The organism is Streptomyces sp. NPDC042201, assembly GCF_055582185.1.
Map to the genome: position 1 here is coordinate 45,781 of NZ_JBVJDS010000005.1, position 18,896 is coordinate 64,676.

Below are 18,896 nucleotides of genomic sequence, written 5' to 3' on the forward strand. Positions count from 1 at the left end.
TTACGGGCAACGGAACAACAAGGGCGGAACAGAGCTGTGCAGCAGCGCTACCTGAGAGTGGGCGCGGCCATAGCCGCGCTGGGCATGACGATGGTGCTGGCCGGCTGCGGCGACACCGGTGGGCCCGGGCCCGTCACCCTCAAGCTCGTCGCCGCGGATTACGGCAACGGATCGGCCAACAGCTCGGAGAAGTACTGGTCCGCCCTGGCCAGGGAGTTCGAGTCCGACAACCCCGGCATCAAGATCGATGTCGATGTCCGCTCGTGGAAGATCGTCGACCGCGATGTCGCGGAGATGGTCAAGCAGGGCAGGGATCCGGACATCGCGCAGATCGGCTCGTACGCCGACTACGCCAAGCAGGGCAAGCTCTACGCCGCCGACGACCTGCTCTCCATCCCCACCCAGGCGAACTTCCTCACCCAGCTCTCCGACGCCGGCAAGGTCAACCGGATCCAGTACGGGCTACCGTTCATCGCCTCGACCCGGCTGCTCTTCTTCAACCAGAAGCTCTTCGACCAGGCAGGGCTGAGCGCCCCGAAGAACTGGGACGACATCAAGACCGCCGCCGAGGCCCTCAAGCAGCAGGGCGTCACGACGCCGTACGCGCTGCCGCTGGGCTCCGAGGAGGCGCAGGGCGAGACGCTGATGTGGCTGCTGAGCGGCGGGGGCGGCTACACCGAGAACGCCGACGGCTCGTACAGCATCGACTCGGACCAGAACATCGCGACCTTCGAGTGGCTGCGGAAGAACCTCGTCGAGCCGAAGCTGACCGGCCCGGTCGCCCCCGGGAAGCTCGACCGCACCATCGCCTTCAAGGCGTTCAGCAGCGGCCAGGTCGGCATGCTCAACGGCCACCCGACGCTGATGCAGGACGCCGAGAAGGCCGGCATCAAGGTCGGTACGGTGCAGCTGCCCGGAATCAGCGGCCAGGCCAAGTCCTCCTTGGGTGTCGCCGACTGGCTGATGGCCTTCAAGAAGAACAAGCACGGCGCGGAGATCGGGAAGTTCCTGGACTTCGCGTACAACGACAAGAACGTCCTGGACTTCGTCGGGCAGTACGACCTGCTGCCGGTCACCTACAGCGCGAATGACGCGATGGCCGCGGACCCGGAGTACAAGAACCTGAGCAAGTTCCAGGAGGCACTGGCCACCTCCGAGCTGTACCCGTACGGCAAGAACTCCTGGACCAGCGTCAGCGAGAGCATCAAGAAGAACATCGGCGATGCGGTCGGGCCCGGCGGGGATCCGAGGGCTGTCCTCAGCCGGATCGCCCGCGACGCGTCCGCCGCGGAGGCCGCCCGGTAGCGTGTCGGGCATATGACCGCGCGCACGCCGGACGCCGGAGACCCGGCCGAGTCCGAAGACGTAGACGTACGCGGTCCCGCGGAGCTGTCCGAGCGGGACCGCGCCGTTCTCGCCATGGAGCGGCGCGGCTGGCCGGGGCCCGGCGCCAAGGAGCGGGCCATCCGCGAGCAGCTGGGGCTGTCGCCGACCCGCTACTACCAGCTGCTGACCGCGCTGCTGGACGATCCGCGGGCGGCGGAGCACGACCCGGTGACGGTGAACCGGCTGCGGCGGATCAGGGACGAACGCAGAGAGCGCCGCTGAGCCCGGGCCGTGAGCCCGGGCCGCTCTGAGTACGGGCCGCTGAGCCCGGGCCGCTGTGTGCGCCGCTTCACTTCGCCGTGTCCTGATTCCCTGTGTCCTGTTCCCCATGGCTGCGATCCGGGGTACGCGGATAGGGTCGGGACATGGGCAGCAACCCGCACCCCCTGCCGAATCCGACCACTCCCGCCGGCGCCGACGGCCTGGCCGCGCTTCTCGCCCGGCCCAGGAAAGCCGTCGTCGCGCTCGACTTCGACGGCACCCTCGCCGAGATCGTCCCCGACCCCGAACAGGCCCGCGCCCACCCGCGCGCCGTCCCCGCCCTGGCCGCCCTCGCACCGCGCGTGGCGTCCGTCGCGGTGATCACCGGCCGCCCGGCCGGGGTGGCGGTACGGTACGGCGGCTTCGCCGGAGTGCCCGGTCTGGACCGTCTGGTCGTCCTCGGCCACTACGGCGCGGAGCGCTGGGACGCGGTCTCCAGCACCGTCCATGCCCCCGCCCCGCACCCGGGCGTGGCGGCGGCCCGCGCCGAACTCCCCGGACTCCTCGACCGGTTCGGCGCCTGGCACGGCACCTGGATCGAGGAGAAGGGCCAGGCGGTCGCGGTCCACACCCGCCGCGCCTCCGACCCGCAGGCCGCCTTCGACGCCCTGCGCGATCCGCTCGGCGAGCTGGCCGCCCGCCACGGCCTGATCGTCGAACCCGGCCGCATGGTCCTGGAACTGCGCCCGCCCGGTGTGGACAAGGGCGTGGCGCTCCTGGAGTACGTACGCGAGGCGGGCGCCGGGACGGTCCTCTACGCGGGCGACGACCTGGGCGACCTCCCGGCCTTCGCGGCGGTCGAGAAACTCCGCTCCGACGGCCACGCGGGCCTGCTGGTGTGCAGCGGCTCGGAAGTCCCCGAACTGGCCGAGCGCGCCGACCTCGTGCTCCCGGGCCCGGCGGCGGTCGTGGACTTCCTGGCGGCCCTGGCGCAGGCCGTCACGGACGGCTGACGGCCCGACAGGCGGCCACTGGACGCCCCCTCCTTCCTCCAGTGCAGCTTCGCCGTCAACATCGCGGTGGTCACCTCCGACCACCTGCTGGTCGTCAGCCACCGCAGCGAACGGGTCCGGACGGCGCCCGGCCTGTGGAACTCGTCGGTGAACGAGGGCCTCTCCCGTCACATCGACTCCGCCGGCCGGGGCGCCCCGGACCTGTATGCCGCAGCCCGCCGCGGCATCCGGGAGGAACTCGCCCTGGACCCGCACGAGTACTCCCTCGCCCTGCTGTCCTTCGTCCTGGAGCCCCCGCGCTCTTCCACCTGGCGTTGGTCCACGTACACGGCCGCGCCTCGGTAGAACGCGCCGAGGCCCAGGTGGTCCGCCGCCTCTAGTGCTGTGACCACATAGGTTCGCCGGGTTGGTGCGCCTCATCCCGACGCGCTGGCTGCCCAACGCCACGAACGCGCGGAAGACCGATGACTTTTGGGGCCGGCCCCTGTCTACACCGCGACAACCCGACAAGAGCGATACAGGGAGCGCGAGATGATCACGGAACAGAGAACGGCCGAGGGTTTCTCCTACACGTTGGAGCGGACGTTGGAGACTTCTGTGGCGGCGGTCTGGAGCGCCTGGACCATTGCGGAGTCCTACGCGCAGTGGTCCCATGCCGCCCCAGGGTCCGTCGAGATGGACGTGCGGCCGGGTGGGACGTGGAAGGCGACGATGGTCACCCCGGACGGTGGGCAGTTCCCGTTGACCGGCTCGTACTCCGAGGTCGATGAGAACCGGCGTCTGGTGATCGGCATGGACGTACCCGGGAAGAACGAGCCGGCGGTCATGACCGTCGAACTTGCCGAGCAGAGTGCTCACCGGACTCGCATCGTGGTGGCCCAGACTTGCGACACCGCCGACGAGCGCGACCTCGCCGAACAGGGCGCCACCATGCTCCTGGGAAGCCTGACGGCCTTCCTCAAGACCGCGAACTGACACACCACAACTCCCCGCGACCAAGCGGGCGCCTGATCGTGGATCGGCGCCGCACGTTCTCATCGGGGCCGTACCCGCTCCTTCCCGAGCGAAGCAGCGGTACGGCCCCGACGCGGAGCAACCGGTCAGAAGGCCACATGATCCGCCGGCCAGTGCCTAGTCGCGCAGGGCGTGGAGTTGGTCAAGGAACCATCGTTGGGGTGGGAGTGCCGTTGCTGCCGCGGCGAGGTGTTTCGTGCGTTCCGCGCGTTCGTCCGGGGGCATGCTCAGGGCCTCGTGGAGCGCCGCCGCCGTGGCTGTGATGTCGTACGGGTTCACCACGATCGCGTCGTCGGCCAGCTCCTCGTATGCTCCCGCCTCCCGTGACAGGACCAGCGCGCAGCCGTCTTCCGAGACCACCGGGATCTCCTTCGCGACCAGGTTCATGCCGTCGCGGATCGGGTTGACCAGGGCCACGTCCGCCAGCCGGTAGGCGGCCAGGGAGCGGGCGAAGTCGTCCTTCACGTGCAGGACGACCGGAAGCCAGCCCTCCGTGCCGAACTCGGCGTTGATCTCGTCGGCCAGCCGCTGTACCTCGGCGGTGTAGTCGCGGTAGACCGACAGGTCCTGGCGGGAGGGGTAGGCGAAGGCGACGTGGACGACGCGTTCGCGCCACTCGGGGCGGTCGGCCAGCAGCTGCCGGTAGGAGAGCAGGCCGCGGACGATGTTCTTGGACAGTTCCGTACGGTCCACCCGGACGATGGTCTTCCGGTCGGTACCGCCGATCTGCTCGCGCAGCGCGGCGAGGCGCTCGTCCACATCCGGGCGGTGCGCGCGCTCGCGCAGGAAGTCCGCGTCCGCGCCGAGGCCGTGGACGCCGATGCGGGTGTTGCCGGTCCCGCCCAGCAGTTCCGTACAGCAGGCCGTGAACGCGTCGGCCCACCGGTGGGTCAGGAACGCCGCGCGGTCCGCGCCGAGGATGCCCCGCAGCAGCTGGCGCGCGATGTCGTCGGGCAGCAGCCGGAAGTAGTCGACCGGCGCCCACGGCGTGTGCGAGAAGTGCCCGATCTTCAGGTCGGGGCGCAGCGCGCGCAGCATCCCGGGCACCAGCGCCAGGTGGTAGTCCTGCACCAGGACGGCCGCGCCCTCGCCCGCCTCGTCGGCCAGCGCCTCCGCGAAGGCGCGGTTGTACGTCTCGTAGGACGCCCACTGCGCGCGGAACTCCGGGCCGAAGGCCGGTTCCAGCGGGGTCTGGTAGAGCAGGTGGTGGACGAACCACAGCGTCGAGTTCGCGACGCCGTTGTACGCGGCCTCGTACACCTCGGGCGCGATGCCCAGCATCCGGACGCGCTGTCCGCCCGTGTCGGCCGTGTCCAGCCGGCCGTCCGTACGTCGTACGGCCTCCCGGTCGCCGTCGCCGAGGGCCGCGCACACCCACACGGCGTCCGTCTCGGGCCCGATGGCCGACAGGCCCGACACGAGCCCGCCGCCGCCCCTGCGCGCTTCCAGCGCGCCGTCGTCGCGCAGCGTGTACGAGACGGGGCCGCGATTGGACGCGACGAGTACCTGGGCGGCTTGCTCGGAGACCATGTGCCGAAACCTAGCCCGTCCCGTAAACGCTCAAACGTACGGGCGAGTCTCCGTGTGGGTGACTCCGGCCACGAGCGCCCGGGGCGCGGGGGCGCGGGGGCACGGGGGCCCGGGGCACGGGGCGCGGGGGTCACGCCCGCGGGGGTCACGCCCCAGAGGTATCCACCCCCGCGCCGAACCGCTACGCCGCGCGCCCCGCCGTGTACTCCGCGATCTCCCGCACCGGCGGCCGCTCCTCCGTGTCCACGGCATGCGTGCGCGGTACGAAACCGTCCTCGCCCCGCTCGAACTGCGTCAGCTCCGGCCGCACCAAGTGCCCCCGGGACAGCCGCACCTGAGCCGTACGGTAGATCGCCGCGGCCATCCGCCCCAGCGCCCGGTCGTCCTGGTGGCGGTGGATCCGTACCCCCACGTCGACCTGGGCCAGCGCGTCCAGACCCACCGTGTGCAGCGCGTCCACGAGCAGCGCCAGCTCCACGCCGTACCCGACGGGGAACGGCAGCCGCTCCAGCAGCGAGCGCCGCACCGCGTACTCCCCGCCCAGTGGCTGGACGAAGCCCGCCAGCCGAGGCCAGTGCAGATTCAGCAGCGGCCGCGCCACCAGCTCCGTCACCCGTCCGCCCTGACCGGCCGCGGCACCCCCGGCCCGCTCGCTCAGCGGCCGGTCGTACATCGCCTTCACGAACTGCACGTCCTGATCCGTGAGCAGCGGACCCACGATCCCCGACACGAAATCCGCCGAGAACTCCCGCAGATCGGCGTCCACGAAGCACACGACGTCGCCGCTCGTCACCAGCAGCGACCGCCACAGCACCTCGCCCTTGCCGGGCAGCGCGGGCAGCCGCGGCAGTATCGCGTCCCGGCACACCACCCGCGCGCCCGCCGCCGCCGCGACCTCCGCCGTACGGTCGGTGGAACCGGAGTCGATCACCACCAGTTCATCGACGAGCCGCACCTTCTCCATCAGCTCACGCCGGATCACGGAGACGATCTCGCCGACCGTCTCCTCCTCGTCGAGCGCCGGCAGCACCACGCTCACCGTGGTGCCGCGCATGGCCTTCGCCACCAGGAGCCGGTCGAGCGGACGGTCGGCTGCGGACCAGGAACGCCTGGTCAGCCAGCGTTCCACCTCTTCCAGCACGGTCGGTACTCCCTGTACGTGATGCATGAACGTGATCCATCTCGCGGTGCGGACGACTATCTCAACCATCCGCTCCTTCGGTTACAGTCTTGAACAACACCGATGACCGCCGCATGCCGGGGGTCGCCAGGTGAACAAACGCACCGGATCCCGCATCCGGCGCCATAGCGCTCATCCAGAGGGACAGAGGGAACGGCCCGTTGAAGTCCCGGCAACCCTCCTGCCGACCAATCGAGGTCACGGTGGGGAAGGTGCCAATTCCGTCTTGCGGCGAAGTACGTCGCGAGGAAGATGAGGAGAAAGGGCCTCGCCTCCATGGCTGTGCAGACCGTCCACCCCACCGAAGCCGCCCCCGGATCGATCGATCTCGGACCCGCCGCCGCACTTTCGTGCCGCGAATGCGGAGAGCGCTTCGACCTCGGCCCCATCTTCGCCTGTGCCAGCTGTTTCGGGCCGCTCGAAGTCGCGTACGACCTGCCGAGCGGCACCCCCGAAGAGCTGAAGAAGCGCATCGCGGAGGGCCCGGACAACATCTGGCGCTACGCCCCGCTGCTGCCCGTCCCCGCCGACGTGGCCACGAAGCCCAACATCAACCCCGGCTTCACCAAGCTCGTCAAGGCCGACAATCTCGCCCGTGAACTGGGCGTCACCGGCTCCCTCCACATCAAGGACGACTCCGGCAACCCGACGCACTCCTTCAAGGACCGTGTCGTCGCCATCGCCGTCGAGGCCGCCCGCGCCTTCGGTTTCACCACGCTCTCCTGCTCCTCCACCGGCAACCTCGCCGGTGCCGTCGGCGCCGCGGCCGCCCGCGCGGGCTTCCGCTCGTGCGTGTTCATCCCGCACGACCTGGAGCAGGGCAAGGTCGTCATGGCCGCCATCTACGGCGGTGAACTCGTCGGCATCGAAGGCAACTACGACGACGTCAACCGCTTCTGCTCGGAGCTCATCGGGGATCCGCTGGGCGAGGGCTGGGGCTTCGTCAACGTCAACCTCCGCCCGTACTACGGCGAGGGATCCAAGACGCTCGCGTACGAGATCTGCGAGCAGCTCGGCTGGCGGCTGCCCGACCAGATCGTGATCCCGATCGCCTCGGGATCCCAGCTCACGAAGATCGACAAGGGTCTCCAGGAGCTGATCAAGCTGGGCCTGGTCGAGGACAAGCCGTACAAGATCTTCGGCGCCCAGGCCGAGGGCTGCTCGCCGGTCTCCACCGCCTTCAAGGCCGGCCAGGATGTCGTACGGCCGCAGAAGCCCAACACCATCGCCAAGTCCCTGGCGATCGGCAACCCGGCCGACGGCCCGTACGTCCTGGACATCGCCCGCCGCACCGGCGGCGCGGTCGAGGACGTCAACGACGAGCAGATCGTCGACGCGATCAAGCTGTTGGCACGCACCGAGGGGATCTTCGCGGAGACGGCGGGCGGGGTGACCGTCGGCGTGACGAAGAAGCTCATCGAGGCCGGAGTCCTCGACCCGACCCTGACCACCGTCGTCCTGAACACGGGTGACGGCCTGAAGACGCTGGACGCCGTGGCGCCGACCACCGGGCCGACCGCGACGATCCGTCCGAGCCTCGACGCGTTCCGCGCCGCCGGCCTGGCCCGCTGAGCTCCGCCCACCACTGAAGGAAGGCACCCCACCATGAGCGTCAACGTCCGCATCCCCACCATTCTCCGTACGTACACCGGTGGCAAGGCCGAGGTCCCGGCGGAGGGTACGACCCTCTCCGAGGTGATCCAGTCCCTGGAGCAGAGCCACCCGGGGATCGCCGCGCGCGTCCTGGACGACCAGGGCAAGCTGCGCCGCTTCGTGAACGTGTACGTGAACGACGACGACGTCCGCTTCGAGCAGGGCCTGGAGACCGCCACCCCCGAGGGGGTCGGCGTCTCGATCATCCCCGCCGTCGCCGGAGGCTGATTTCGACGCTCAGTGATCGGTCCGGCCCCCTCCGCAAGAGAAGCGGAGGGGGCCGTTCTGTATGGTTGAGCGCGATACAGTATGGGAACGCCCCCTCCCCCGCGCAGGCTCAACGCCTATGAGAACGCGACAACATGGGGTCAAAGTCTTGGTGCCCTTTGCGCAGTAGATGCGCTTTGCCCGGCCCGACTTGCCCCGGAACGTGGGGAATTCATCGCTATGCGTGTTCAGCCATGCCCAGAATTCTCGTCCGATTGACCTGTTGCAGAGGGCAGTTGGGCAGATACATTCAGCCGCGGTCGACGCGTTCCGGCGCGAAAAGTGGCCCCGCGCAAGGGCCAGTAATAGGGGAGTTAGGCATGGCTCAGGGCACCGTCAAGTGGTTCAACGCGGAGAAGGGGTACGGCTTCATCGCGGTCGACGGTGGTGCGGATGTTTTCGTCCACTACAGCGCGATCCAGATGGACGGTTACCGCACCCTTGAAGAAGGTCAGCGAGTGGAGTTCGAGATCTCGCAGGGCCAGAAGGGTCCGCAGGCGGACATGGTCAAGCTCGCCGTCTGATCCCGGCGCGATCGGCCAGCGACGCACTCACGCCGAAGGGTCCGTGTCCCAGAGATGGGATACGGGCCCTTCGTGCGTTCCCGGCAGGGCGGGATCCGGGGCGGGATCCGGGGGCGACCCGTGTGCGACCCGGGGGCGGCAGAGGTGCGAACAGGTGGCGAGTCGGCAAGACAAGCTTGCACTCGCAGGGGTCGAGTGCTAATCATTGGCGTTAGCACTCTGCAAGTGAGAGTGACAACTTAAGGACCGGGTCGGTGAGGCCCGAAGAGCCGGTGGGGCAAGGAACCGCACGGCTCTCAGGCCGTCCGTCGCGGGCGCCAGCCCGGTCCGGAGCAATCCACCCCAGTCCGGGAGGACCACTTCACATGGCCAAGATCATCGCGTTCAACGAGGAGGCTCGGCGCGGTCTCGAGCGCGGGATGAACCAGCTCGCCGACGCCGTCAAGGTCACCCTTGGCCCCAAGGGTCGCAACGTCGTCCTCGAGAAGAAGTGGGGCGCCCCCACGATCACCAACGATGGTGTTTCCATCGCCAAGGAGATCGAGCTCGAGGACCCGTACGAGAAGATCGGCGCCGAGCTGGTCAAGGAAGTCGCCAAGAAGACGGACGACGTCGCCGGCGACGGTACGACCACCGCGACCGTTCTCGCCCAGGCGCTCGTCCGCGAGGGCCTGCGCAATGTGGCGGCCGGCGCCAACCCGATGGCCCTCAAGCGCGGTATCGAGAAGGCCGTCGAGGCCGTCTCCGGTGCCCTGCTGGAGCAGGCCAAGGACGTGGAGACCAAGGAGCAGATCGCTTCGACCGCCTCCATCTCCGCCGCTGACACCCAGATCGGCGAGCTCATCGCCGAGGCCATGGACAAGGTCGGCAAGGAAGGCGTCATCACCGTCGAGGAGTCTCAGACCTTCGGTCTGGAGCTCGAGCTCACCGAGGGTATGCGCTTCGACAAGGGCTACATCTCGGCGTACTTCGCCACCGACATGGAGCGTATGGAGTCGTCCCTCGACGACCCGTACATCCTGATCGTCAACTCCAAGATCGGCAACGTGAAGGACCTCCTTCCGCTGCTGGAGAAGGTCATGCAGTCGGGTAAGCCGCTGCTGATCATCGCGGAGGACGTCGAGGGCGAGGCCCTGTCGACCCTGGTCGTCAACAAGATCCGTGGCACCTTCAAGTCCGTCGCCGTCAAGGCCCCGGGCTTCGGTGACCGCCGCAAGGCCATGCTCAACGACATCGCCATTCTCACCGGTGGCACGGTCATCTCCGAGGAGGTCGGCCTCAAGCTCGAGAACGCCGGCCTGGACCTGCTGGGCCGCGCCCGCAAGGTCGTCATCACCAAGGACGAGACCACCATCGTCGACGGTGCCGGTGACAGCGAGCAGGTCGCCGGTCGGGTCAACCAGATCCGTGCCGAGATCGAGAACAGCGACTCGGACTACGACCGCGAGAAGCTCCAGGAGCGCCTTGCGAAGCTGGCCGGCGGCGTGGCCGTCATCAAGGCCGGCGCCGCGACCGAGGTCGAGCTCAAGGAGCGCAAGCACCGCATCGAGGACGCGGTGCGCAACGCCAAGGCCGCCGTCGAGGAGGGCATCGTCGCCGGTGGTGGCGTGGCTCTGCTCCAGGCTTCCTCGGTGTTCGAGAAGCTCGAGCTCGAAGGCGACGAGGCGACGGGTGCGAACATCGTCAAGCTCGCGCTGGAGGCCCCGCTCAAGCAGATCGCCGTCAACGGTGGTCTCGAGGGTGGCGTCATCGTCGAGAAGGTCCGCAACCTGCCGATCGGCCACGGCCTCAACGCCGCGACCGGCGAGTACGTCGACATGATCGCCGAGGGCATCATCGACCCCGCGAAGGTGACCCGCTCTGCTCTGCAGAACGCGGCCTCCATCGCGGCGCTGTTCCTCACCACCGAGGCCGTTATCGCCGACAAGCCGGAGAAGGCCGGCGCCGCCGGCGCTCCGGGCGGCATGCCGGGCGGTGACATGGACTTCTGATCGACCCCGGCTCCGGCCACCGGTTGATCAACCGTCCTGAACGAGGGCGGCACCCCTATCCCAGGGGTGCCGCCCTCGGGTGTTTTTCCGGGCCCGGCCCGAAGGAAGCCGCCCCCGGACCGCGCGCCGATAACCTGACGATGTGGAACGGACACAGCGGACCGCCGGCGCGGTCATCGGCTCGGCGGTGGGTGACGCGCTGGGAGGCCCCTTCGAGTTCGGCCCGGCGGGAGCATTCTCCGCACGGTTCCCGGCGCCCGGTGCCCACCGCGAGATGTGCGGAGGCGGCGGCTGGGATCCCGGCGAGGCCACGGACGACACGCAGATGGCCGTCCTGGTGGCGGAGTCACTGCTGGAACGAGGCGGACTGGATCTGCCCGACATCTTTGGCCGCTTCCAGCGATGGGCGGCATCCGAGCCCAAGGACATCGGCCTGCAGACCGAGGATGTCCTCACCAACGGCATGCCCTGGGACCTGGCGGCCGGCATTCACTTCCAGGTCAACCGGCGCGCCGCGGGCAACGGCTCGTTGATGCGGGCGGCCACCTCCGCGGTCTACTTCGCACGCGGCGGACAGCAGGCCACCATGGACGCCGCCCGGCGCATCGCTGCCTTGACCCACGGAGATCGCGCCGCCTGGGAAGGCACGGCCGTCTTCCACGAACTCGTCCGGGTCACGCTGGACGATGTCGAGCCTCTTGCCGCTCTTCCCGGGATCGTGGACCTCGTCCACCCGGACCACCGCCCGCGCTACGCCACGGTCCTCGCCGCCGACTGGCACCCCGATCAGGCCACCGAGTTCAACGGAGCCGTCTGGCCATGCCTGGGCTCCGCTGTCTGGGCCCTGCGGACCACGGCCAGTTACGAGGACGCGATACGCGCCGCGATCGATCTCGGCGGTGACACGGACACCGTCGCCGCGGTCACCGGCGGCCTCGCGGGTGCGTACTACGGACTGGACGCGATCCCCACTCGCTGGACCGAGCCCCTGCACGTTCCGCTGCCGGGGTCCGGCGGACGGGTGCTCCAGCTGCCGCAGTTGCTCGACCTCGCGCACCGCCTCGGAGCCTGAACCCGTCCAGCACCGGACCGGCCTCGGCCGCGCCCCGGGACGTCGGCGGGGGCCGGGAACCGGGGCTGGGGGGTTTGCGTCGTCGTAGGGTGCGGCATCGGGGCGGGCTTGAGGGTGAGTGGGCGATGGTGGAGCAGGCGGGGAAGGCGATATCGGGGACGCGGGGAGCGAGGGCTCGTTGGCTGCCGCTCAGGTTCGGGACGGGGGAGCGCGTACTCGGTGGGCTGTCCGTCGTGGTGGGCTGCCTGCTGGTCTTCCATGGCGCCGTGCCCAATGCGGTCGGCCGTCTGGGCAGTCTCCTGGAGGCCTTTTTGCCCTGGCTGGGCCTGGCCGTTCCGGTGCTGATGGGTGTGGCGTTGCTGCGCCGCTCGGTCGTCGGGCTGGCCGTGCTGCTGGTGCCCGTGGTGGCGTGGGTCAGTCTCTTCGGCGGTCTGGCGTTTTCCCGGGCCGGCTCGGAGTACGACATCACCGCGCTTCAGCACAATGTCAGCGATGAGAATCCGGATCCGGCGGGCACAGCGAGGGAACTGGTCAGGGCGCGGGCCGATCTCATCGCCCTGGAGGAGTTGACTCCCTCCGCCGTGCCGCTGTTCGCAGAAGTCCTGGCGTCGGACTATCCCCACCACGCGGTCATCGGAACGGTCGGGCTGTGGTCGAAGTATCCGCTCGCCGACATACGGCGGGTGGACATCAAGCCGGCCGGAATCGGGGAGGGCTGGGAGCGTGGGCTGAGGGCGACCGCCGGGACGCCGCAGGGTGATGTCGCCGTGTACGTCGCCCACCTGCCGTCGGTGCGCCTCAGTCCGAGCAAGGGGTTCGGTTCGGCCTGGCGGGACGAGAGCGCCGTGCTGCTCGGGGCGGCGATAGCCGCTGAGCCGCTGGACCGGGTGATTCTGCTCGGGGACCTCAACAGCACGGTGGACGACCGCGGTCTGTCCCCGGTCAGCTCGCAGTTGGATTCCCCGCCCTCGGGTTTCGCGTTCAGCTGGCCGGCGGCCTTTCCGCTGGCCCGGATCGACCAGATCATGACCCGAGCGGCGTCCGTCACGCACGTCTGGACGCTGCCCACGACGGGGAGCGACCACATGCCCATCGCCGCCCGCATCAGACTCTGACGCGAGACTCTGACGCGCCGGCCCGCGGCATCTGGACACGACCGGGGGACATTTGGCACGGTGTGCAGCACCGGCCCGGTAATCGAACGTGTGGCCGATATTCCTCGGGGGTCCAGCCATGCCATCCGCCCGCCTCGCACCGGACGCCGCCGCCTTCTACGCCGCCCAGAGCGCGTTCTCCGACCCGGGCGCCCTCGCCCCGCTCTACGCCGATCTCCCGCGCGATCCGGCTCAACTCGCCCGCGTGGTCCGCGATCTCATGGTCCACCGCATGGAGGGCGAGCTCTTCCATTACGCCATCCCGCAGGACCGCCTGCACAACGACGCCGAGACGCGCTACATCGACGACATCCTGCGCATCATCACCGAGCGCGACGACGCGCCGCTCGCGCAGCGGCGGGAGATGGGTGACCGCTTCGTCGGCATCTGCCGCGACTTCGCGCTGCTGTTCTGCTCGTTCCTGCGCCACGCGGGCGTCCCCGCCCGGCTGCGGTCCGGCTTCGCCGACTACTTCGGCTCGGACGGCTTCCACGCAGACCACGTGGTGACCGAGTACTGGGACGACGAGCGCGGCTGGCTGCTCGCCGATCCGCAGCTGGCCAATGCCTTGGTCATCGACACGTTCAGGGTGGGATTCGACCCGATGGACGTGCCGCGCGACCGCTTCCTGGTCGCAGGATCGGCATGGCGGGCCATCCGCGCGGGCGAGGCGGACCCGAAGACGTTCGGGCTCCAGATCCCCGAAATGGCGCTGATCGGGGAGTGGTTCGTGGCGGGCAACGTCCGGCTCGACCTCGCGGCGTTGAACAAGGCGGAGACGCTGCTGTGGGACATCTGGGGGGCGGGCGCGGACAGCGACGAGGGGATGAACGACGCGATCCGTGAGCTGTACGACGACGTATCGCTGGTGGCGGGCGACGACGTGTCTTTCGAATCAGCAAAGAAGCTGTTCGAGGAGAACGAGGGGCTGCGGACGCCGAAGACGGTGCTGTCGCTGGCGCAGTTCAACGGTCCGAGCGAGGTCACCCTCCGGTGACAGCAGAAACCCCTTGGACAGGCCGGCCCGGAGAGACTCAGAGTGGCGCGCATGACTTCCCTTGTGCACCACGTAACGATCGACTGCGCCGACACCTACGCCCTCGGCACCTTCTGGGGCGAGGTGCTCGGCGCCTCCCTGGCGGATGACGACTTCCCGGGAGACCCCGAGGCGCTGCTCGCGGCGGAGGGCATCACGCTGCTGTTCATCGTGGTCCCCGAAGGCAAGACGATCAAGAACAGGATCCACTTCGACATCCAGCCGCAGGACGGCACCCGCGACGAGGAGGTCGACCGCATTCTTGCCCTCGGCGCCACGCTCGTGGGCGACCTCCGCCGTCCCGACGGCGGGGGCTGGGTGACCCTGGCCGACCCGGAGGGCAACGAGTTCTGCGTGGAGCGCAGCGCGGCGGAGCGGGCGGCGGCCTGAGGTGTCGAGGAGCGGCCGCGACGGCTGACCGTCTCCGCCGCTCCTCGAACACCAACGGACTAGCCGGCCGCCTTGACCTCGGCGACGAAGACGGACCAGGTCGCGGCCTGGAAGACGAGCGCCGGGCCGTGCGGGATCTTGGAGTCACGGACCGGGACGATGCCGGTGAGGCCGTCGGCGACTTCGAGGCAGTCGCCGCCGTCTCCGCCGCTGTACGTGGACTTACGCCAGGTCGCGGCGCCCACGAAGTCCTGGGCGACCTCAAGGCAGTTGCCACCGCTTGCGTCGCTGTACGTCGACTTGCGCCACGTTGCGGCGCCGGGGAAGTCCCGGGCCACTTCGAGGCAGTCGCCACCGCTGCCGTCGCTGTAGCTGGACTTGTGCCAGGACGCGGCGCTCAGGTCGTACTCAAGGCTTCTCTTCATGCGCGTAATCCTCCGCCACTGATTCGATCAGGGCCAAGGATGCTTTCGGTGACAACGAGCTGGCCCCCAACAAATCGTAGGTCAGTTCGTACCGGGTCACTGAGGCCGGATCGTCGAGCAACTGGCCTGTGCCCAGCCCGTCGAGGTAGGCGAGTGGGGGCGCGTCGCTGAACGCCATCAGTTTGAGACCGCCCCCCATCGCCGCATGAGCGCCAGCCCCCAACGGCAGTACCTGCGCGATAATTCGATGTCGCCGCATCAGCTTCGCGACGTGACGCAGTGCCTCCGCCATCACCGCGGGTCCGCCCACCACCCGGCGCAGTACTGCCTCGTCAAGCACCATCCAAACGAGGGGCGTTGTTGGATCTTTCAGCAGGCTGGCTCGATCCAGTCGTGCGGACACCAGCTCGTCGATCGCCTCTTCCGTCGCCGTCGGCTGGTACTCACGGAATACGGACCTCGCGTACGCCTCCGTCTGCAACAAGCCAGGAATCAGCAGCAGCGCGGACTGCTTGATCATCGTCGCGACCGCCTCGGCCTCCGCCGCCGCAGCGAAGTGATCCGGGTACTTCGACTTCTTCAGCGCGATGCAGTTGCGCAAGAAGAAGCCGTCCGTCTGGAAGACCTGGTCGAAGTGCGTCGCGTACTCCGGCTGCATTCTGCGGATACCCGCTTCGAGCTGGCCGATGAACGAGCCGCTGACGAACAGCGGCCCGCCCAACTCGCCCTGCGACATACCCGCTTCGTCGCGCTTGTGTCGGAGCTCGGCGCCGAGCATGGCGCGCGGGGAGGCGGACGGGTCGAGGGGCTTCGGAGGCATAGGGACTCCCGGTGGGACATGTCGCGATGTTGTGCTGCCGTCACTGTTCAGCCTAGCGACGGTTGACCACTCTGTGTGGCGAACGTGAATACTCAGAGTGGAGGTAGAAACCCATGGTGATGAACGAAGCGAGCGAGCAGCGTCGCGCGACGGTGGAAAACGTACGGGCGGCGGAGGAGACGGTGGCGAATTTGCGGGCCGGGCTGGGGGTGGTGGGGGTGGTGTTGCCGTCGTTGCGGATCGATCCGGTGTCGTCCGCGGGCAACGAGCCCACCCCGCTGATCGACCTCGGCCGCTGCAACCTCGACACGGCGCGGCGGCTCATCGCCGTACTGCAAGAGGTGCGGCGATGAGCGCGTACGAGTACGTCCCCGAGCTGGGGTCGTACGCCGTCGACTCCCGGGACGGGCGGGTGGGACGGGTGATGGGCTTTGAAGGAACGTATGTCCAGCTGCGCCCACCGGGGGGCGGGGTGGAGTGGGACTGTCCGCCGGAGTGCGTCCGGCAGGCAACTCCGGGGGAGGTTCTCCGGGCGAGGGTGAAGGAGTTGAACCGCGAGCGGCGGTTGCCGTGAGCGGCGGCGGGCCGGTGGCGGACGGGGGACGGGCCGGCCTGCCGGGGTAACCCGGTGGGGGTATCGTCGGCACCGGATACGGCTGGACTCTTCCAGGAGGGACGACGGCAGTGGCGGGCAGCAGCAGGCACACATGCCGACCGGGCGCGGCCCGGTGGCTGACGTTGTGCGCCGTCCTGTTCGGCCTGTTCCTCATGCACGGTTCCCCGGCCTCCGCCGCCACGGGCTGTCACGGCTCCACGCCCGCGTCGCAGACCACGCACGCGTCGCAGAGCACGCACGCGGACGCGGCCGACACGGCCGACGCGTCCTCGGCCTCCTCGTCGCACTCGACGGGGGCAGCCGCGCATTCCACCGCCTCGGCCCATGCCGTCGGCGCGCACGGGATGAGCGGGTCGACGTGTGTGGCCACGCCCGTACGGGACCGGCTTCCGCTCCCCGCGGCGGGCCTGCTCGCCGTCGCCTCGCTTGCCGCTGTGGCCGCTTGGGCTCTGCCCCGTCGGCCGTCGGGTGCTCCGACCACCGGGCGGCGGGGGCCGCCGATATACGGGCGAGGTCTGCTGCTCCAGGTGTGTACGACGCGGACGTGACAGGCACTTCCCGCCAATCTCGGCTCTCCGGCCGGGCTCGGCACATGTGCCCTGTTTCTGCCGCGCGCGCCCTCGCTCACTGCTGTGGCGCGCCCACACCGGAAAGACCCTGACATGTCTGTTTCCCTGCGTTCCCCCGCTCTTCGTCGTGCTCTCGCGGCGGCCGGCACCATCGCCGTTCTGGCCCTGGGGCTTGCTGCCTGCGGCTCCGATTCCAAGGACGCGGCCATGCCCGGCATGGGCCACGGCGGCGGCGGTTCCTCCGCGTCGGCGTCCGGCACGTTCAACAACGCGGACGTGACGTTCGCGCAGATGATGATCCCGCACCACCAGCAGGCCGTGGACATGGCCGAACTGGCCGACGGCCGGGCCTCCGACCCGGAGCTCAAGGTCCTGGCCACGGACATCAAGAAGGCTCAGAGCCCGGAGATCAACACCATGCGGGACTGGCTGAAGTCCTGGGGCAAGCCCGCCTCGCCCTCGGCGGACAGCGGCACGCCGGCCATGGACCACGGCGGCAGCTCCACCAATGGCTCAGCGATGCCCGGCATGATGTCCGAAACGGATATGACCGGTCTCAAAGCCGCCCAGGGCAAGGACTTCGACCGGAAGTTCACCCAGATGATGATCGGTCACCACGAGGGCGCGATCACCATGGCCCAGGCCCTCCAGAACCAAGGCCGCAACGCCGATGCCAAGAAGCTCGCGGGCGCGGTCGTGACGGCGCAGAAGGCCGAGATCGAGAAGATGAACAAGATCCTCGACCGGCTCTGACCTCTGCCTCACCAGCGCCGTTCCGGGCTCTCCAGAAGAGGGCCCGGAACGGCGGGTCGCCCTTGATGATCCGCCGGCGAGAAAGGGTCAGGCCCCATGAGCGCCGTACCGGACGCCGTACTGCACGCCGTGCTGCACGCGCTGTCGATCACCGGATCCATGACCTGGGAGATCACCTGGGCTCTGATCCTGGGCTTCGCCCTCTCGGCCGTGGTGCAAGCGGTGGTACGGAAATCCACGGTCGTCTCGCTCCTCGGTGACGACCGGCCCCGCACCCTTGTCGTCGCCGCCGGTCTGGGCGCGGCCTCCTCCTCCTGTTCGTACGCCGCCGTCGCGCTGGCTCGTTCGCTCTTCCGCAAGGGGGCGAACTTCACCGCCGCGATGGCCTTCGAGATCGCCTCGACCAACCTGGTGGTCGAGCTCGGCGTGATCCTGGCCCTGCTGATGGGCTGGCAGTTCACCGTGGCGGAATTCGTCGGCGGCCCCATCATGATCATCGTCCTCGCGGTGCTGTTCCGCCTGTTCCTGCGGGACACACTGCTGCGGCGGGCGCGAGAGCAGGCCGAGCGCGGGCTCGCCGGATCGATGGAGGGCCACGCGGCGATGGACATGTCCGTCCGTCGCGAAGGCCCTTTCGCTCGCCGTCTGCTGTCGCGGGAGGGGCTCACGGCGACGTCGCACGTCTTCGTCATGGAGTGGGCGGCGATCCTGCGCGACCTGGTGATCGGTCTGCTGATCGCCGGGGCCATCGCCGCGTGGGTTCCCGACTCCTTCTGGCGCACCTTCTTCTTTGACGGCCATCCTCTGGCGTCCAAGCTGTGGGGCCCGGTCATCGGGCCGCTGGTGGCCATCGCCTCGTTCGTCTGCTCCATCGGCAATGTGCCGCTGGCCGTGGTGCTGTGGAAGGGCGGTATCAGCTTCGGCGGAGTCGTGGCGTTCATCTTCGCCGACCTGCTGATCCTGCCGATCCTCAACATCTACCGGAAGTACTACGGCGCGAAGATGGCCGCTTTCCTGCTCGGCACCTTCTACGTGGCCATGGTCATCGCCGGCTACATCGTGGAGTTCGCCTTCGGCGGCCTGGGGCTGATCCCCGACCAGGCCGACGCGAGAATCCCGATGGAGGGCGTGAGCTGGAACTACACGACCTTTCTCAACATTGTCTTCCTCCTGTTGGCCGCGGCCCTTCTGGTGCGTTTCTGGCGTACCGGCGGGGCGGGGATGTTCCGCACGATGGGCGGTTCACCCGATACCGGCCCCGCCGCGCACCAGGACGATCACCGATGACCGCCGCCGTGTGCC

At 69.1% G+C, this 18,896-nt stretch carries 22 protein-coding genes and 1 riboswitch; of the genes, 17 read left to right on the forward strand and 5 right to left on the reverse strand.

Features of this window, described 5'->3' with window-relative positions:
• Nucleotides 1-36: 36 nt before the first annotated feature.
• The 5 genes from ACZ6MZ_RS13845 to ACZ6MZ_RS13865 all read left to right on the forward strand — a co-directional run bounded on the left by ACZ6MZ_RS13845 (nt 37) and on the right by ACZ6MZ_RS13865 (nt 3,575).
• Nucleotides 37-1,305 (forward strand): extracellular solute-binding protein, encoded by a 1,269-nt coding sequence (locus ACZ6MZ_RS13845; protein ID WP_469351866.1) that lies wholly within the window; start codon nt 37-39, stop codon nt 1,303-1,305.
• Nucleotides 1,306-1,317: 12 nt separating this feature from the next.
• Complete coding sequence (locus ACZ6MZ_RS13850) at nt 1,318-1,608, forward strand: DUF3263 domain-containing protein (protein WP_384178675.1); 291 nt, start codon at nt 1,318-1,320, stop codon at nt 1,606-1,608.
• 143 nt (nt 1,609-1,751) lie between these two features.
• A complete protein-coding gene (otsB, locus tag ACZ6MZ_RS13855; protein WP_384178677.1) occupies nt 1,752-2,600 on the forward strand; it encodes a trehalose-phosphatase in 849 nt (282 codons plus the stop codon).
• A 66-nt stretch (nt 2,601-2,666) separates the two neighbouring features.
• A complete protein-coding gene (locus tag ACZ6MZ_RS13860; protein WP_469351868.1) occupies nt 2,667-2,945 on the forward strand; it encodes an NUDIX hydrolase in 279 nt (92 codons plus the stop codon).
• 186 nt (nt 2,946-3,131) lie between these two features.
• Nucleotides 3,132-3,575, forward strand: a complete 444-nt coding sequence (locus ACZ6MZ_RS13865; protein ID WP_469351870.1) for an SRPBCC family protein — start codon at nt 3,132-3,134, stop codon at nt 3,573-3,575.
• A gap of 156 nt (nt 3,576-3,731) precedes the next feature.
• Here ACZ6MZ_RS13865 and ACZ6MZ_RS13870 read toward each other — a convergent pair whose 3' ends face one another.
• Both ACZ6MZ_RS13870 and ACZ6MZ_RS13875 read right to left on the reverse strand, forming a co-directional pair.
• Nucleotides 3,732-5,144 (reverse strand): alpha,alpha-trehalose-phosphate synthase (UDP-forming), encoded by a 1,413-nt coding sequence (locus tag ACZ6MZ_RS13870; protein WP_469351871.1) that lies wholly within the window; start codon nt 5,142-5,144, stop codon nt 3,732-3,734.
• Between the two features lie 181 nt (nt 5,145-5,325).
• Nucleotides 5,326-6,285 (reverse strand): glucosyl-3-phosphoglycerate synthase, encoded by a 960-nt coding sequence (locus ACZ6MZ_RS13875; protein WP_469352337.1) that lies wholly within the window; start codon nt 6,283-6,285, stop codon nt 5,326-5,328.
• A 168-nt stretch (nt 6,286-6,453) separates the two neighbouring features.
• A riboswitch (SAM riboswitch) is annotated at nt 6,454-6,583 on the forward strand.
• A 17-nt stretch (nt 6,584-6,600) separates the two neighbouring features.
• On the opposite strand from ACZ6MZ_RS13875, the gene thrC reads away from it, so the two are divergent.
• From thrC to ACZ6MZ_RS13915, 8 genes are all read left to right on the forward strand, one after another.
• On the forward strand, nt 6,601-7,896 hold the full coding sequence (thrC, locus tag ACZ6MZ_RS13880) for a threonine synthase (RefSeq protein WP_384178689.1): 1,296 nt from the start codon (nt 6,601-6,603) through the stop codon (nt 7,894-7,896).
• 33 nt (nt 7,897-7,929) lie between these two features.
• The gene (locus ACZ6MZ_RS13885) at nt 7,930-8,205 is read left to right on the forward strand and encodes a MoaD/ThiS family protein (RefSeq protein ID WP_384178691.1); all 276 of its coding nucleotides are present in this window, start codon (nt 7,930-7,932) and stop codon (nt 8,203-8,205) included.
• A 359-nt stretch (nt 8,206-8,564) separates the two neighbouring features.
• Complete coding sequence (locus ACZ6MZ_RS13890; protein ID WP_005315736.1) at nt 8,565-8,768, forward strand: cold-shock protein; 204 nt, start codon at nt 8,565-8,567, stop codon at nt 8,766-8,768.
• A gap of 365 nt (nt 8,769-9,133) precedes the next feature.
• Complete coding sequence (gene groL / locus ACZ6MZ_RS13895) at nt 9,134-10,759, forward strand: chaperonin GroEL (RefSeq protein ID WP_384178693.1); 1,626 nt, start codon at nt 9,134-9,136, stop codon at nt 10,757-10,759.
• Between the two features lie 142 nt (nt 10,760-10,901).
• Nucleotides 10,902-11,831, forward strand: coding sequence for an ADP-ribosylglycohydrolase family protein (locus ACZ6MZ_RS13900; RefSeq protein ID WP_469351874.1), 930 nt, complete (start codon nt 10,902-10,904; stop codon nt 11,829-11,831).
• A gap of 125 nt (nt 11,832-11,956) precedes the next feature.
• Complete coding sequence (locus tag ACZ6MZ_RS13905; protein WP_469351876.1) at nt 11,957-12,946, forward strand: endonuclease/exonuclease/phosphatase family protein; 990 nt, start codon at nt 11,957-11,959, stop codon at nt 12,944-12,946.
• Nucleotides 12,947-13,064: 118 nt separating this feature from the next.
• Entirely contained in the window at nt 13,065-13,982 is a 918-nt protein-coding gene (locus tag ACZ6MZ_RS13910; protein WP_469351877.1) for a transglutaminase-like domain-containing protein, read from the forward strand.
• Between the two features lie 51 nt (nt 13,983-14,033).
• On the forward strand, nt 14,034-14,411 hold the full coding sequence (locus tag ACZ6MZ_RS13915) for a VOC family protein (RefSeq protein WP_389790090.1): 378 nt from the start codon (nt 14,034-14,036) through the stop codon (nt 14,409-14,411).
• A 59-nt stretch (nt 14,412-14,470) separates the two neighbouring features.
• Here ACZ6MZ_RS13915 and ACZ6MZ_RS13920 read toward each other — a convergent pair whose 3' ends face one another.
• Both ACZ6MZ_RS13920 and ACZ6MZ_RS13925 read right to left on the reverse strand, forming a co-directional pair.
• Nucleotides 14,471-14,836, reverse strand: a complete 366-nt coding sequence (locus ACZ6MZ_RS13920) for a DUF397 domain-containing protein (protein WP_469351879.1) — start codon at nt 14,834-14,836, stop codon at nt 14,471-14,473.
• Nucleotides 14,820-15,656: a helix-turn-helix domain-containing protein gene (locus tag ACZ6MZ_RS13925; RefSeq protein ID WP_389790094.1), complete on the reverse strand. Its 837-nt coding sequence runs from the start codon at nt 15,654-15,656 to the stop codon at nt 14,820-14,822. Before ACZ6MZ_RS13925 ends, ACZ6MZ_RS13920 begins: the two co-directional genes overlap by 17 nt.
• A gap of 119 nt (nt 15,657-15,775) precedes the next feature.
• Between ACZ6MZ_RS13925 and ACZ6MZ_RS13930 the strand changes: the two genes are divergently transcribed.
• Nucleotides 15,776-16,009: a hypothetical protein gene (locus tag ACZ6MZ_RS13930; protein WP_389790120.1), complete on the forward strand. Its 234-nt coding sequence runs from the start codon at nt 15,776-15,778 to the stop codon at nt 16,007-16,009.
• Entirely contained in the window at nt 16,006-16,230 is a 225-nt protein-coding gene (locus ACZ6MZ_RS13935) for a hypothetical protein (RefSeq protein WP_389790096.1), read from the forward strand. Before ACZ6MZ_RS13930 ends, ACZ6MZ_RS13935 begins: the two co-directional genes overlap by 4 nt.
• A gap of 229 nt (nt 16,231-16,459) precedes the next feature.
• On the opposite strand, the gene ACZ6MZ_RS13940 is transcribed toward ACZ6MZ_RS13935, so the two are convergent.
• Entirely contained in the window at nt 16,460-16,642 is a 183-nt protein-coding gene (locus tag ACZ6MZ_RS13940; protein WP_469351881.1) for a hypothetical protein, read from the reverse strand.
• A gap of 292 nt (nt 16,643-16,934) precedes the next feature.
• Between ACZ6MZ_RS13940 and ACZ6MZ_RS13945 the strand changes: the two genes are divergently transcribed.
• Entirely contained in the window at nt 16,935-17,594 is a 660-nt protein-coding gene (locus ACZ6MZ_RS13945) for a DUF305 domain-containing protein (RefSeq protein ID WP_469351882.1), read from the forward strand.
• A 120-nt stretch (nt 17,595-17,714) separates the two neighbouring features.
• Nucleotides 17,715-18,881 carry a permease gene (locus tag ACZ6MZ_RS13950; RefSeq protein WP_469352340.1) on the forward strand — a complete coding sequence of 389 codons (1,167 nt, stop codon included), beginning with the start codon at nt 17,715-17,717 and terminating at the stop codon, nt 18,879-18,881.
• The last annotated feature ends 15 nt before the right edge of the window (nt 18,882-18,896 follow it).